Below are 15,545 nucleotides of genomic sequence, written 5' to 3'. Positions count from 1 at the left end.
ATATAGTCTACCTTGTAATTGTGTACTATTTATGGGTGTGAGTGCATGGAAAAGAACTACAGAGTTACAACATTTGTCATGGATAGTGGCGAGCGCTATTGCATGGTAGTGGATCGTGCTTCTGGCCTTCCCATGTATTACCCAACTTTGTTTTTAACAACCCAAATCCGCAATAAAGGCAATGCCTTCTCAACGACGCTAGCTGCTGCTAACAACCTAGTCTTGTTGTTACGCTTTCTAGAGAGTCGTGACATTAACCTTGAAGAACGGTTATTGACCAAAGATTTCTTCAAGCCACATGAGATGGACGATCTGCGAGACTTTGCTCAGCGCAAGCAAGGCAGGATGCCATCAAAGGCGCTCTCCAATCCTTGGCTGGATGATGAGTTGGCCAATATCGTGGATAACGGAACACAACATTCCCGCCTAACAACGTTTGCCAACTATTTACGCTGGTATGCTATGCATCTCTTAAAGATGCCTGAGCTGGATGTTGGCGAACAGATCAAGACTATGGCGACGCAAATAAAGGTGCGCCGACCGTCTAAAAAGAGCAGAAACAGTACATTGCAAGACAGGTCTTTGAGTGACGTTCAATTGGATGTGCTATTTGAGACGATCAAGCTCGATTCAGAGTGGAATCCTTTTTCAATTGATGTGCAGCGCCGCAATCGGCTGATGATCTTGCTTCTGTATCATCTGGGCATCCGAGGTGGTGAATTATTGAACATCAGAATACAGGACATAGATTTTAGCTCTAACAGGATCCGTATCGTTAGGCGAGCAGATGAACGAGCTGATTCTAGAACCAATGAGCCTAATGCCAAAACCAGAGAACGGCTCATACCGTTGGCTGAATCCTTAGCTCAAGAACTGCACAGTTATATCACCAAAGATCGCCGCAAAGTCCAAAATGCAAAGAAAAATGACTACCTGTTTGTGACTTACAAGCGTGGGCCAACTGTCGGAAACCCTATCTCCAAGGCGGGTTATCACAAAATATTTTCCTTGGTCAAAGATGTATCGCCGCAATTGTACACAGTGACTGGACACTCGCTCCGCCACACATGGAATCGTAAGTTTTCAGAAAGAATGGATGCCATGGATGAGCCAGTCAGCGAAGAACGACAAGAGCAAATCCGTGCGTACTTACAAGGTTGGAAACCGGGCTCAGGAACCGCAGCGACTTACAACAAGCGTTTCATTCAGCAAAAAGGTTTTGAGGCCGCCTTGGCTTTACAAGAGGGAAATGGCACTCGCTTACCAAAGGACATGAAGATTGATGATGAATAACATCTTACCAGCATTGCCTACCGAGAAAATACCTGCAAAATCAAATGGATACTTTTTCACGTTGCATGAAGCTATGTGGAGATTAGATAAAAACAACAATATTTCGGTTGGTATGATACATGACCTTCTGGATCCTGAGACTCTGAGTGGGTTTCTTCATACCCTGTCATTTTATGCCAGGAACCTGTCCGCGGCATACACGAGACATATTTTCCTGTGTTTCTTAGACATGATTCGTGCAACTAAAGCTACTCGTATTGACGATATCATGTTGATTGGATATAGGTCTTCTTTGGATGCGGCTCATGAGCATGAGTTAGCCTGCGTTAGTGTTTTACTGCGAAAGTGGCACAAGCTGGGCTATCCCGGTGTTAGCAAGAACGTGGCGTGTTTGCTGGAGGGATGGAGGTTAAAGGGGGGGCGTAAGGGGGATGCGGTTAAGCGATTGGATCCTCTAAAGGGGCCGTTGACGGATAATGAACTTCAAGCGTTTAACGAGGCGGTTGTACGAGCTTATGAAAAGAGCTTAATTACCATCGCGGAGTTGGCTATGGCTCTTAGCGTCAGTCATACAGGGCGTCGTTCAATCCAGATCTCTCAGCTGCGCGTGGTTGATATTCTCTGCGGAGAAAATGAAAAGGGTGAACCCTTCTATGTGTTGAATGTGCCGCGAGCCAAGCAACGTAACAGCTTTTTTCGCGAAAGCTTCAAGCCCTATGCGATGACTCTCGAACTATGGGCAGTCCTGAGTGCTCAGGCAAGGAATGCTGTTACTCTGGTTGAGAATCGTCTCGGGATTGAATTGCAGGAAGCTGACCGGCAGCAGATCCCTCTGTTTCCTGATCTTGATGTGCTAGCGACCATCCAATCCCCTTATGAATTCTACCAACTGCTTGCCACTGACAAACTCCACATCGCCGCTTCAGTGATAACTAAAACACTCCATTTAATCGTAGAAGAATCAGATATCCGGTCAGAACGTACTGGTGATCTATTGCATATCAATTCTCGCCGCTTTCGGTATACCACGGGCACACGGGCTGCCCGTGAAGGTTTTGGCGAGTTGGTAATAGCGGAACTGCTTGACCATACGGACACCCAAAACGCAGGTGTTTATATCAAGAATATACCCGAGCATGTGAAAATGCTGGATGAGGCGGTTGGTTTTCAATTGGCGCCATACGCTCAGGCATTTGTCGGGGTACTTGTAGATTCAGAGAGGGATGCACATCGAGGTGACGACCCAACCAGCCGTATTCGGACCGAAATAGGTCAAGGTGTTGGAACTTGTGGCGAACATGGCTTTTGTGGCGCCAATGTACCTATTCCTTGCTACACCTGCATGCATTTTCAGCCATGGCTGGATGGCCCGCATGAAGATGTCTATCAGGGCTTGCTTAATGAGCGTGAGCGGGTGAAAGAGATAACTGGCGACATCCAGATTGCTGCCGTGCTTGATCGTAGCATCATCGCGGTGGCAGATGTGATTATGCGTTGCGCTAAACGTCGTGAAGAGCTTGGTAAAGAGGGATTAATTACCAATGGCTGAGATTTTCCAGTTCAAGCCAAAGGCTATTCTGACGGCAGCAGAAAACCTTGGAGCATTCATAGCCAAGTGCCGAGATCAACTGACTGTATTCGGATCCGAACTCAATTGGGATGCTCCTGTGTGGCCAAACATAACTGTGTTCGCCAAGTTGGGCGTTACTACTCGCAAACCAAAACCCCAAGAGATGCAAGATCCAGAGTTCATCGATTTCGCTAAAGCTTATTTCCGTTACCAGCAGGGGCATCATCCCACGGGGACAAAAAATGAAAGTAAGGCCCTCCGAGCGGTTGAGGCGTCTTTGCTTCAAGTAAACGGGAGTGCAAATATTGATGGCCTGTCAATTACTGTGCTTGATGAAGCAGCTGAATTGGCAAGGCAGCACTACTCAGATGGCTCAGCATATAGTTGCGGCCGTGAGATTGAGCGGCTGGCTAAGTTTGTAGTTGAAAACCAGCTTGTACCAAACGCTATACAAGATTGGGTCAATCCAATTCAGCGTGCTAGTGATAAGAATAAAACAGGCAGAGAGGCGAAGAAAAATAGAGAGGAGAAACTGCCCTGTGATATTGCTCTCAATGCGCTGGCCGAAATTTTTGCCACTAATCCAATTAATGAGAGGGATATATTCACATCATCGGTGTTTGCGATGCTGATGTCAGCACCATCACGCATTACTGAAGTTTTGGCTCTACCTGCGGATTGCGAGGTATTTGAAACTGATCGCGAAGGTATAGAACGTTATGGCTGGCGTTTCTTTGCCGGGAAAGGTTACGAGGGTGATATAAAGTGGATACCAAGCGTTATGGTCGAAGTAGCCAAAACTGCCATCGCCAGAGTGAAAACTCTATCACAGAATGCCCGAAGCCTAGCCAAGTGGATTGAGAATAACCCTAACAAGTTTTACCGTCATATTGACTGTCCTGATGTTGCTGATGATAAGCCATTAACGATGGAGGAGTCTTGTATAGCTCTCGGTCTTGCTTGTGAATCCAAAAAGCAATGTCATTCTTCTCTTTATAATCGAGGACTAGTCCAAAAAGATGGTGTGCACACGCTAAATAGTTTGTGGCAGCATACTTTGGCGCGTTTGCCTGATAGTTTTCCGTGGTTCGATAAAGACAAAGGTATTATGTACAGTAATGCTTTGTTTGCACTGAATGCTAATCAGTTTCATGGAAACCGAGGCTGCCTGCCGGTTGAATTGCACAAACCAACCCATAATTTTTTTAACAATGATCTTACGCCTCGTGAGGCCATTGAAGGAAAACATGCCAGTATCTTTGATCGCCATGGTTATCGTACTGAAAATGGAGAGCGGGTCAAATTGACCTCGCATCAGGCTCGACACCTGCTCAACACCATTGCCCAGCGTGGAGGACTGTCAAACTTGGAAATTGCCAAGTGGTCTGGACGGGCAGACGTGAAGCAGAATCGAACCTACAACCACATGACTGAATACGAACTGGTTGGCATGGCTGAACGCCTTGATCCCACAAAAGCGCTATTTGGGCCTGTTGGCGAAGTGGCAAAGCATCTGCCCGTGACTATGCAGGAGTTGAATACCTTAGAGCATGCCGCAGTCCATGTGACGGAGTATGGCTACTGTGTGCATGATTACACCATGAGTCCTTGTGAGAAGTTCCGAGATTGCGTCAACTGTACTGAGCAGGTTTGTATCAAGGGCGATGATACAGAAAAATCAGACCGAATTAAAAAGCGGCTGGTGAAGTCGGAACGATTATTTTCGCTTGCTGAAACGGCTGTGGCAAGCGGCGAGATGGGGGCTGACCGCTGGTATCAGTACCATAAGAAGACCGTTACCAGGCTTCGGGAACTAGTCGCCATTTTAGAAGATCCAAACATTGAAAATGGTACCCAGATTAAGCTCTTGGGCAATGATTTCAGCCAGCTTCGCCGTGTTGTCGCAAAGACTTCTATTGAGGCCATCGAGCAAAAAGGCAAAGAAAGTGAAGAAGCTGTGATGTTAGATAATTTGACAACTTTGTTAGGGGGGGGCCTTGGCTAAGCATCTGGACAATCGAGACATTAACGCCATCGTGAATCTAATTCGAGGATGGCAGGAACCAAAACTGTCCTGGTCAGCAATCTGTGAGGCGGCAGAACCATTGGTCGGAAAGTTGCCGTCAAGACAGTCCCTTAATGCACATGAGGCAATAGTGACTGCCTATCAAACAAAGAAAGAAGCGCTTAAAGGCCGTGGACCCAAAAATCCGCGTCCAGCTAGTTTGAACATTGCAGCCGCTAGGATTGTGAAGCTTGAGAACGAAATCGAAGAGCTGAAGGAAGAGAACCGGATGTACAAACAACAGTTTGTGATCTGGCAATACAATGCATACAAACATGGAATGAAGGAGCATCAACTTAATGCGCAGTTGACGAAGATTGACCGGGAGAGAACTGATGGTGAAAAACGTTAACTTTTCAACTTAGCGGTGCTAAAAAACTAGATACAGTTTTTCTGAATAATGACTATTGTGCTTTATACCATTATCTAATTAAAAAATCCGAATTGGTGACTAAATTGTTAAATAAACAAAAAAGATTTAAAATAAAACCAACGCATGAAATTGTAAGTTCTGTCTTGAACCCAAGCCGCTTTTTAGGTAGTAAAATTGATGCAAAGAAGGCCTGTTTTAGCGATTTTGTCTGCCGTTCAAATGATGAAGACTTTAACAGGGCTATAAATATAATCCTTCGGGATGAAGAAATATCAAACGCGTTAAATCAGAATGTTAAACCTATTAAAGAGGCGTTTTCTAAATAGCTGCGCGGAATAGTAGATCACTGAAAGGGAACTCAGCCCGGATTGTGCGATCTGATCAATCGCCAAACCAACCAAAATCACCAACCGGACTGAGCGATGCCGATCATAGTACCAATACCCCGTGGCGAACGACGCCTGATGCAGAAAGCTATTCATAAAACGCGTGATAAAAATCATGCCCGCAGACTCACGGCCATGCTGATGCTTCATCGGGGTGAACGGGTCAGCGATGTTGCCAGAACTCTCTGTTGTGCCCGTTCATCCGTTGGTCGCTGGATTAACTGGTTTACGCACTCAGGTATTGAAGGCCTGAAATCCTTACCCGCAGGGCGCTCCCGACGCTGGCCTTTTGAACATATCTGCACCCTGTTACGTGAGCTGATAAAGCATTCTCCCGGCGATTTTGGTTATCAACGTTCACGCTGGAGCACCGAATTACTGGCAATAAAAATCAATGAGATAACCGGTTGCCAGTTACATGCAGGAACCGTTCGCCGCTGGTTGCCATCTGCGGGGCTTGTATGGCGCAGGGCCGCGCCAACTCTGCGTATCCGTGACCCACATAAAGATGAAAAGATGGCGGTAATCCACAAAGCGCTGGATGAATGCAGCGCAGAGCATCCGGTATTTTATGAAGATGAAGTGGATATCCACCTTAATCCTAAAATCGGTGCGGACTGGCAGTTGCGCGGACAGCAGAAACGGGTAGTGACGCCGGGGCAGAACGAAAAATACTATCTGGCCGGCGCACTGCACAGTGGCACGGGTAAAGTCAGCTACGTGGGCGGCAACAGCAAAAGTTCAGCGCTGTTTATCGCTCTGCTGAAGCACCTGAAAGCCACTTACCGGCGGGCGAAAACAATCACGCTGATCGTTGATAACTACATTATCCATAAAAGCCGCGAAACACAGCGCTGGTTGAAAGCAAATCCCAAGTTCAGGGTAATTTACCAGCCGGTTTACTCGCCGTGGGTGAATCATGTGGAACGGCTATGGCAGGCACTTCATGACACGATAACCCGTAATCATCAGTGCCGCTCAATGTGGCAGTTACTGAAAAAGGTCCGCCATTTTATGGAAACCGCCAGCCCATTCCCCGGAGGAAAACATGGTCAGGCAAAAGTGTAGCGGTATTAGGCGCAGCTATTTAGAACTATTGTTTCAGCGAATAATGTTAGTAATGCACGAATAATAAAATTATATAATGCTATTCTTTTGAGTAAAATTGATAGTCTCAGATTATATGTTGATGCTAAGCAAAAAGTGGAAGAGTTGTTTGTCCATGGTGACCTTAATCAAGCAATAAATATACTGGACGAGTTAAATGAAAATTTAGGCTTTTCCATTTGGGAAATGGAAGTCAGGTTTGCAATATACACAATTAGAAAAGAATATAGTGCCATAACTGAATATCTTGAAAAAATAAAAGGTGAGACAGATGATGAGTTTCTACGGGATATTGCAAGGGTAATAGCATGGAAATCTCAAAGCGTCGATCCTAAATAGCTGCGCCTAATACCGCTACACTTTTGCCTGACCATGTTTTCCTCCGGGGAATGGGCTGGCGGTTTCCATAAAATGGCGGACCTTTTTCAGTAACTGCCACATTGAGCGGCACTGATGATTACGGGTTATCGTGTCATGAAGTGCCTGCCATAGCCGTTCCACATGATTCACCCACGGCGAGTAAACCGGCTGGTAAATTACCCTGAACTTGGGATTTGCTTTCAACCAGCGCTGTGTTTCGCGGCTTTTATGGATAATGTAGTTATCAACGATCAGCGTGATTGTTTTCGCCCGCCGGTAAGTGGCTTTCAGGTGCTTCAGCAGAGCGATAAACAGCGCTGAACTTTTGCTGTTGCCGCCCACGTAGCTGACTTTACCCGTGCCACTGTGCAGTGCGCCGGCCAGATAGTATTTTTCGTTCTGCCCCGGCGTCACTACCCGTTTCTGCTGTCCGCGCAACTGCCAGTCCGCACCGATTTTAGGATTAAGGTGGATATCCACTTCATCTTCATAAAATACCGGATGCTCTGCGCTGCATTCATCCAGCGCTTTGTGGATTACCGCCATCTTTTCATCTTTATGTGGGTCACGGATACGCAGAGTTGGCGCGGCCCTGCGCCATACAAGCCCCGCAGATGGCAACCAGCGGCGAACGGTTCCTGCATGTAACTGGCAACCGGTTATCTCATTGATTTTTATTGCCAGTAATTCGGTGCTCCAGCGTGAACGTTGATAACCAAAATCGCCGGGAGAATGCTTTATCAGCTCACGTAACAGGGTGCAGATATGTTCAAAAGGCCAGCGTCGGGAGCGCCCTGCGGGTAAGGATTTCAGGCCTTCAATACCTGAGTGCGTAAACCAGTTAATCCAGCGACCAACGGATGAACGGGCACAACAGAGAGTTCTGGCAACATCGCTGACCCGTTCACCCCGATGAAGCATCAGCATGGCCGTGAGTCTGCGGGCATGATTTTTATCACGCGTTTTATGAATAGCTTTCTGCATCAGGCGTCGTTCGCCACGGGGTATTGGTACTATGATCGGCATCGCTCAGTCCGGTTGGTGATTTTGGTTGGTTTGGCGATTGATCAGATCGCACAATCCGGGCTGAGTTCCCTTTCAGTGATCTACTATTCCGCGCAGCTATTTAGTCTTATTATGGAAACTATGGTTCGTAGGCCAAATAAAGAGTTTATAGATGGAAATGCTTTTATTATAGCTGCATTTTATTCACTTACATGTCTTCATTATCCACTCTACAACGATGTTGATTTAATGTATAGTATGAAATGGTTGCAACTATTACCTACTATAGATTTATTTAATGCTGTAAAAAAAATCACAGTATATGGAATGGGTAATGGGTGCCTAAGTGAGATTGAAAAAAATTCTTTAAGAGATCTGTTCGTATCCTTGAATAAGGAGTTGAACTTACGTGATTTACGAGAGATAGTAACTGCAATTTCTTCAGAAAATTCGGCTCAGAGTATTTTGCCAATAACTGATGATATCATATTAAATTATAGCGAGGGAAATTACGAATATGTTATAGATGCAGTGGAAACAAGACTAAATAGTCTTGATGATATTATAACAAAAATTAATATTTTTGCTAAATCATACATCCATTCGAATAGGAAACCAAATGGGCTACCTATTTTCCTGAATGAAGTCATCAATAATCTCATTAGCATATACTCTCTAAAGGATGCAAATCAGGCGATAATGCAGCAGGTTGGGTTGATTGTAAAATATTCAGTGCTAGATGTTTCCGATCATTTAATGATAAGTGTTTTAAAATCTGCACCGTATTTCCTTTCAGCTCAGCAGAAAGATGGAATTATCTTTAAATCAAAGTTTCTGGAAAAACAGCTTACCCCGCTTGCATGCCACCTTGATGAATCACCTTCACTATATGAAAACTACTCCTTGGATTTAAATGTCGAACATTTAATAAGGAAGAGAACTGCAATTTTTGCTGTTTTAAATAATGATGAAAAAATGCTGGATAAAGTTAAAGACTATTATGAGGTTGCACCTATTAAGAAAGATGCAATTGAGCTTATGGTTGAATGCTTTATTCGATGCAGTGATAAAAAATCGTTAATTGAGTACGCTTCAAATGAATTGATTATAAATCCAAACTCAAATATATGCTTGCCTTTGAAGGATATTGTTGGTTATGTTAGCGAAAATAACTTATATACTATTGATTCTGTAATTTGCAGCTATTATTATAATAAGTTTTCATCAGAGGATAACAGCTCTGTTTTGAATGAGGTTTTTGAAGAGTATATAATTTCTCGCGATGTTTTTCGTCCAAGTGAATTAGTTACTGGTGAATTATCTAAAAAAGAAATAATACTTTTAAATGAGATTTCTAAAATTGACGTAATGGATTATTTAGGTTGTTTCGATAATGATAATGATTTGAAAATAGAAAGGATAAAAATTTTAAATAAACTCGTGTCCGCAGGTTTTTTATCTCAAACAAATGTTGATGGTGAATGTAAAATGATCGTAGACGACATTCTCATCGAAAATGAAGCAGCAAAATTTAATGATGCTAAAATATATATTGATACTAGATCTATTTTAAATAAAAGAAAGAATGATATAGAATCGTTACTTCATAAGTATAAAAATAGCTTAGGGAAGGTGCGAACAAGTTCCTGATATGAGATCATCATATTCATCCGGAGCGCATCCCAGAGGGACATCATGAGCCATCAACTCACCTTCGCCGATAGTGAATTCAGCACTAAGCGCCGTCAGACCCGAAAAGAGATTTTCCTCTCCCGCATGGAGCAGATTCTGCCATGGCAGAATATGACCGCTGTCATCGAGCCGTTTTATCCCAAGGCGGGCAATGGCCGACGGCCCTATCCGCTGGAGACCATGCTGCGTATTCACTGCATGCAGCATTGGTACAACCTGAGCGACGGTGCCATGGAAGATGCCCTGTACGAAATCGCCTCCATGCGCCTGTTTGCCCGATTATCCCTGGATAGCGCCCTGCCGGATCGCACCACCATCATGAATTTCCGCCACCTGCTCGAGCAGCATCAACTGGCCCGTCAATTGTTCAAGACCATCAATCGCTGGCTGGCCGAAGCAGGCGTCATGATGACCCAAGGCACTTTGGTGGATGCCACCATCATTGAGGCACCCAGCTCTACCAAGAACAAAGAGCAGCAACGCGATCCGGAGATGCATCAGACCAAGAAAGGCAATCAGTGGCACTTTGGCATGAAGGCCCACATTGGTGTCGATGCCAAGAGTGGCCTGACCCACAGCCTAGTCACCACCGCGGCCAACGAGCATGACCTCAATCAGCTGGGTAATCTGCTTCATGGAGAGGAGCAATTTGTCTCAGCCGATGCCGGCTACCAAGGAGCGCCACAGCGCGAGGAGCTGGCCGAGGTGGATGTGGACTGGCTGATCGCCGAGCGTCCCGGCAAGGTAAAAACCTTGAAGCAGCATCCGCGCAAGAACAAAACGGCCATCAACATCGAATACATGAAAGCCAGCATCCGTGCCAGGGTGGAGCACCCGTTTCGCATCATCAAGCGGCAGTTCGGCTTCGTGAAAGCCAGATACAAGGGGCTGCTGAAAAACGATAACCAACTGGCGATGTTATTCACCCTGGCCAACCTGTTTCGGGTGGACCAAATGATACGTCAGTGGGAGAGATCTCAGTAAAAACCGGAAATAACGCCAGAAATGGTGGAAAAAATAGCCTAAATAGGCTGATTCGATGTGTTTGCGGGAAAAAAATCGGCCCAGATCCGCGAAATTTTAATCAGCGAGTCAGCTTGGGAAGAAATGACCTGCTTATTCGCACCTTCCTTAGAAGAGGATCAAGTTAATGACAATGTACAATATGAAATTGAATCTATGGCAATACTTAAAGGCAGCAAAAATGAAATTCTAACAAGAATGATGAACATACTTCTGGTTGAATATTTTAATAATAAAGAGGTCGGCTTGGATAAAAATTTAAGCTCAGAAATAAGACATGGTTTTTTTGGTAATTTAATTTGTTCAGGACCTCAAAACAGACACCTGCTTACAGAATTAGATGGAAGTGGTAAATATAAATCCAATCAATATTGGTTGGAATACTATAAAATGATAAGTTCAGAAATATTAAATAAAGTTGATGCCTTGTTAGTTAAGTTTAGTGAGGATTTTAATCAAATTATAGAAAAAGCAGAACAGTGGATGAAAGTATCTCTTAACAGTGATGATACTGATAGAGTTTTTGTGTTCAACTTTACTGTTGAAGAATTTAATATGATAAGAGATCTGGCAGATGCCTCTGTCAGTGTTGATGAAATTACAAATAGTATGTTTCATTTATTTAATGAAAAGCTGCTAAGTTGCCTTGATACTATGAAATCAAAATTAAATGAGGTTTTTGCTTCTCAGGTGGATGATTTGTTTACTGACCTTATCGATAATATAAATGCCGCGAAAAGTACAACCGGTATGAATTATTTGTTGGAGGAAATCAGATTGGCAAATACCGAGGTTAAAGAGAATATACGAACTGTATGCGAGTGGTTTTCCCTTAAAAAATCCGTAGATTTCGAAAGTATCGAGTTAGATAAATTAATTCGATTAGCAGAGCGTTGCTTCAAACAAATTAATAGTTGTGATATTGAAATTCATGTTGAATCGCACTTGAATCATAAAATTGATGGCGGTCAATTATATGCGCTTGTGTTTTGTATCCTTAATTGTTTTAATAACTCATATAAATATTCAAGTGAAAATAGAGATATATATGTTGAAATCACTGGTGAAGAGAGCAAGTGTTTTTCCATTAAAATACTTAATGAGATAAGTAATAGCACGTTGCAGTATCTGCAGAATGGAGGGATTGATCTTTTGATAAGTAAGTTAGCAGATGCTGACAATAATGATTTACTAACAAAAGAAGGTGGTTCAGGGTTATACAAATCACTTCATGGGTTGAAAACTGTTTCAAGTAAATATAATTTGCAGCCAATGATTGTTAATGATAAGTTCTGTGTAGAGGTTACATATGGGTATTGATATACTTGTTGTTGAAGATAATGAATACAAACGGAAACGAATTGTTGAAGTTATCAAATCTGATTTCAATGATTGCATTGTGACTGAATCATACTCCTTTACTTCAGCTTGGAAGTTTATATCTGAACATGTTTTTGACGTTATTTTATTAGATATGAGCTTGCCTACTTTTGATAAAACAGACTCTGACCCTGGAGGAGTTTTTAGAATTTTTGGAGGGAAAGAGTTAGCCCGGAAAATGGGAAAAAGAAATGTAAAATCAAAGTTTATTTTTATTACGCAGTATAAGAGTTTTAGTGATAATATTAACTCTTATTCTTATGATGATTTGAAGTCAGAACTATTGTGTAAGTACAGTTCTAATTGCCTAGGTTTCATACTCTACAGTAATACTAAAAGTGAATGGCGTGATGAACTTGTTAAGTCAATAAAAGAGTTAGAAAAGTGAAAATTTTAATAGTTGATGATAATGCTGCAAGATGTGAAGAAGTTAAGGCTCTTTTACAAGAAGAACTAGGAATTGGCGAGCCTGATATTTATACAGCATATAACACACAATCGGCTAAAACTTTGATGAGAAGTATTAGATTCGATTTCTTGATTTTAGATGTGGTTTTGCCAAAGAGAGATGAGCCACCATGTGCTGAATTTGGCCTTGCCCTATTAAATGATATTAAGAAAAGGCCTACAATTAAAAAGCCTGGTAAAATTGTTGGTATTACAGCCCAATTTGAAGATCTTGAGTCTTTTAGAACACAATTTGATTCTCATTGTGAAGTATTAATCGAAGCATCTACTCGCTCAAAAGATTGGAAAGGTAAGATTTTACAAGCTGTTAAATTTGAAAACTCGAAACTTATATCGAAGTATACTACTGAAAGAAATGTCACCTGCTTATCCGTTCACGGAATAAGAACCAGAGGTGAGTGGCAGCAAAAATTCAAGAAAATTGTAGAGTCCAATGTTGACACGGTCAGTTTTGAAAGCTACAAATATGGATACTTTACTGTATTGTCTTTTATGATACCATTCTTAAGACAGATAAAAGTCAATTCATTCAGTAAAGAACTAAAAAGGATAAATCTTCAAGGTAAAGAAATTTTTATATTTTGCCATAGCTTTGGGACATATATTACTGTTAATGCTATCTCCAAATTATTGTCCGAAGGAACTACAGTCAATATCAAGATGCTGGTTTTATCTGGTAGCGTTCTTCCATCAAACTATGATTTTCATAAGATAATGACTTTGACAGATATGAAGTTGATAAACGATTGTGGCTGTGATGATAGAATTCTTCTTCTTTCTGAAGGGCTTGTACCAAATACAGGTATGGCAGGAAGGGTAGGATTCTATGGGCTTAATAATGCAAGGTTTGTAAATAGATTTTTTAAAGGTGGACATAGTCATTATTTTGATGAAGGTAGTGGATTCATGGAAAAATATTGGCTGCCTCTATTCTATGGCGATTCCAATATAGAAGTGATAGATCAGAGATGTGACAGTATTGTTACCTCTGGTATTATTGAGAAAGTTACATCTGGGCTTGGGAAAGTTAAGGGTATAATATATCTCACAGCCTTGTTTTTTTGTTTTTATTATTTTTGCATGAAATGATTTACGCAATTTAACTCCGCGGTTCTTAATGTTTCTGCGGAGTTAATTAGAATGCGATTAAGATTATAAAAAGAATGAGTTCTACTAATCAATAGGCGGTGATGCCTCTGAATAGTTGGATTTTATGATATCCTGCCCTCATTTGAGGTATTCCCATGGCTACTGTAACTATCCATTGTCCCCGCTGTGATTCTGATGAGGTTCCCAAGAAAAGTATGTTGCTCCACTTCCAATTTCCGCATGCAAATGCCTCATCTATATCGCACTCGTCATAGAATACACCACCACAGTGATGCCGTTCACGGTGGATAAGGTTTTTGATTTCTCGGGTTTTAGCGCGGCGTTTACGGCGCGAAAGGGAGGTGAATACTCTGTGTTTCCGCTTCATGTGTGCTAACTCCGCGTTTTTTCGCTGGAAAAAGCCCAACCAGGTAGAGTACATGTTTAATTAGGGTAACGGAAGTTTTATCCCTAAGAACGATTGTTTTATCTGTAATAGGTAATTTATTCAATACGTTAATTGAGGTGGTGCCGTAATTATGGACACTTTCTGTCCTCACGACGAGGTCTGCTCGAAGGACCCTAAATAGCTGCGCGGAATAGTAGATCACTGAAAGGGAACTCAGCCCGGATTGTGCGATCTGATCAATCGCCAAACCAACCAAAATCACCAACCGGACTGAGCGATGCCGATCATAGTACCAATACCCCGTGGCGAACGACGCCTGATGCAGAAAGCTATTCATAAAACGCGTGATAAAAATCATGCCCGCAGACTCACGGCCATGCTGATGCTTCATCGGGGTGAACGGGTCAGCGATGTTGCCAGAACTCTCTGTTGTGCCCGTTCATCCGTTGGTCGCTGGATTAACTGGTTTACGCACTCAGGTATTGAAGGCCTGAAATCCTTACCCGCAGGGCGCTCCCGACGCTGGCCTTTTGAACATATCTGCACCCTGTTACGTGAGCTGATAAAGCATTCTCCCGGCGATTTTGGTTATCAACGTTCACGCTGGAGCACCGAATTACTGGCAATAAAAATCAATGAGATAACCGGTTGCCAGTTACATGCAGGAACCGTTCGCCGCTGGTTGCCATCTGCGGGGCTTGTATGGCGCAGGGCCGCGCCAACTCTGCGTATCCGTGACCCACATAAAGATGAAAAGATGGCGGTAATCCACAAAGCGCTGGATGAATGCAGCGCAGAGCATCCGGTATTTTATGAAGATGAAGTGGATATCCACCTTAATCCTAAAATCGGTGCGGACTGGCAGTTGCGCGGACAGCAGAAACGGGTAGTGACGCCGGGGCAGAACGAAAAATACTATCTGGCCGGCGCACTGCACAGTGGCACGGGTAAAGTCAGCTACGTGGGCGGCAACAGCAAAAGTTCAGCGCTGTTTATCGCTCTGCTGAAGCACCTGAAAGCCACTTACCGGCGGGCGAAAACAATCACGCTGATCGTTGATAACTACATTATCCATAAAAGCCGCGAAACACAGCGCTGGTTGAAAGCAAATCCCAAGTTCAGGGTAATTTACCAGCCGGTTTACTCGCCGTGGGTGAATCATGTGGAACGGCTATGGCAGGCACTTCATGACACGATAACCCGTAATCATCAGTGCCGCTCAATGTGGCAGTTACTGAAAAAGGTCCGCCATTTTATGGAAACCGCCAGCCCATTCCCCGGAGGAAAACATGGTCAGGCAAAAGTGTAGCGGTATTAGGCGCAGC

Annotated in this window: 16 protein-coding genes; 15 read left to right on the top strand and 1 reads right to left on the bottom strand. The window is 43.2% G+C overall.

Features of this window, described 5'->3' with window-relative positions:
• Window positions 1-45 precede the first annotated feature (45 nt).
• From H7R58_RS22015 to H7R58_RS21985, 7 genes are all read left to right on the top strand, one after another.
• The gene (locus tag H7R58_RS22015) at window positions 46-1,293 is read left to right on the top strand and encodes a tyrosine-type recombinase/integrase (protein WP_032142157.1); all 1,248 of its coding nucleotides are present in this window, start codon (window positions 46-48) and stop codon (window positions 1,291-1,293) included.
• Entirely contained in the window at window positions 1,283-2,842 is a 1,560-nt protein-coding gene (locus tag H7R58_RS22010; protein ID WP_001514820.1) for a site-specific integrase, read from the top strand. The genes H7R58_RS22015 and H7R58_RS22010 overlap by 11 nt, the downstream gene beginning before the upstream one ends.
• A complete protein-coding gene (locus H7R58_RS22005) occupies window positions 2,835-4,868 on the top strand; it encodes a hypothetical protein (protein WP_016236831.1) in 2,034 nt (677 codons plus the stop codon). Before H7R58_RS22010 ends, H7R58_RS22005 begins: the two co-directional genes overlap by 8 nt.
• The gene (locus H7R58_RS22000; protein ID WP_032142156.1) at window positions 4,861-5,280 is read left to right on the top strand and encodes a hypothetical protein; all 420 of its coding nucleotides are present in this window, start codon (window positions 4,861-4,863) and stop codon (window positions 5,278-5,280) included. The genes H7R58_RS22005 and H7R58_RS22000 overlap by 8 nt, the downstream gene beginning before the upstream one ends.
• A 104-nt stretch (window positions 5,281-5,384) precedes the next feature.
• A complete protein-coding gene (locus H7R58_RS21995; RefSeq protein ID WP_182934529.1) occupies window positions 5,385-5,627 on the top strand; it encodes a hypothetical protein in 243 nt (80 codons plus the stop codon).
• A gap of 96 nt (window positions 5,628-5,723) precedes the next feature.
• A complete protein-coding gene (locus tag H7R58_RS21990; protein WP_001395480.1) occupies window positions 5,724-6,755 on the top strand; it encodes an IS630-like element ISEc33 family transposase in 1,032 nt (343 codons plus the stop codon).
• A gap of 87 nt (window positions 6,756-6,842) precedes the next feature.
• Complete coding sequence (locus H7R58_RS21985) at window positions 6,843-7,133, top strand: hypothetical protein (RefSeq protein WP_227674948.1); 291 nt, start codon at window positions 6,843-6,845, stop codon at window positions 7,131-7,133.
• A gap of 15 nt (window positions 7,134-7,148) precedes the next feature.
• Here H7R58_RS21985 and H7R58_RS21980 read toward each other — a convergent pair whose 3' ends face one another.
• The gene (locus H7R58_RS21980; protein WP_001395480.1) at window positions 7,149-8,180 is read right to left on the bottom strand and encodes an IS630-like element ISEc33 family transposase; all 1,032 of its coding nucleotides are present in this window, start codon (window positions 8,178-8,180) and stop codon (window positions 7,149-7,151) included.
• Between the two features lie 111 nt (window positions 8,181-8,291).
• Between H7R58_RS21980 and H7R58_RS21975 the strand changes: the two genes are divergently transcribed.
• The 8 genes from H7R58_RS21975 (at window position 8,292) to H7R58_RS21945 (ending at window position 15,529) form a co-directional block, all read left to right on the top strand.
• Window positions 8,292-9,809 carry a hypothetical protein gene (locus tag H7R58_RS21975; RefSeq protein ID WP_227674947.1) on the top strand — a complete coding sequence of 506 codons (1,518 nt, stop codon included), beginning with the start codon at window positions 8,292-8,294 and terminating at the stop codon, window positions 9,807-9,809.
• Window positions 9,810-9,854: 45 nt separating this feature from the next.
• Window positions 9,855-10,835, top strand: coding sequence for an IS5-like element ISKpn26 family transposase (locus H7R58_RS21970; protein ID WP_000019445.1), 981 nt, complete (start codon window positions 9,855-9,857; stop codon window positions 10,833-10,835).
• Window positions 10,817-11,002 carry a hypothetical protein gene (locus tag H7R58_RS25520; protein WP_320108686.1) on the top strand — a complete coding sequence of 62 codons (186 nt, stop codon included), beginning with the start codon at window positions 10,817-10,819 and terminating at the stop codon, window positions 11,000-11,002. Before H7R58_RS21970 ends, H7R58_RS25520 begins: the two co-directional genes overlap by 19 nt.
• Before the next feature lie 28 nt (window positions 11,003-11,030).
• Window positions 11,031-12,194: a hypothetical protein gene (locus H7R58_RS21965; protein WP_320108685.1), complete on the top strand. Its 1,164-nt coding sequence runs from the start codon at window positions 11,031-11,033 to the stop codon at window positions 12,192-12,194.
• Window positions 12,184-12,642, top strand: coding sequence for a response regulator (locus tag H7R58_RS21960; RefSeq protein WP_001514824.1), 459 nt, complete (start codon window positions 12,184-12,186; stop codon window positions 12,640-12,642). The genes H7R58_RS21965 and H7R58_RS21960 overlap by 11 nt, the downstream gene beginning before the upstream one ends.
• Complete coding sequence (locus H7R58_RS21955; RefSeq protein WP_001514825.1) at window positions 12,639-13,811, top strand: response regulator; 1,173 nt, start codon at window positions 12,639-12,641, stop codon at window positions 13,809-13,811. The genes H7R58_RS21960 and H7R58_RS21955 overlap by 4 nt, the downstream gene beginning before the upstream one ends.
• A gap of 155 nt (window positions 13,812-13,966) precedes the next feature.
• Window positions 13,967-14,086, top strand: coding sequence for an IS1 family transposase (locus H7R58_RS25670; protein WP_077258877.1), 120 nt, complete (start codon window positions 13,967-13,969; stop codon window positions 14,084-14,086).
• Between the two features lie 411 nt (window positions 14,087-14,497).
• Window positions 14,498-15,529, top strand: a complete 1,032-nt coding sequence (locus tag H7R58_RS21945; protein WP_001395480.1) for an IS630-like element ISEc33 family transposase — start codon at window positions 14,498-14,500, stop codon at window positions 15,527-15,529.
• The last annotated feature ends 16 nt before the right edge of the window (window positions 15,530-15,545 follow it).

It is taken from the genome of Klebsiella sp. WP4-W18-ESBL-05, assembly GCF_014169075.1.
Taxonomy (GTDB): Bacteria; Pseudomonadota; Gammaproteobacteria; order Enterobacterales; family Enterobacteriaceae; genus Kluyvera; species Kluyvera ascorbata_B.
Note: the sequence above shows the minus strand (reverse complement) of the source record. Positions and strands in the feature narration are given on the sequence as shown.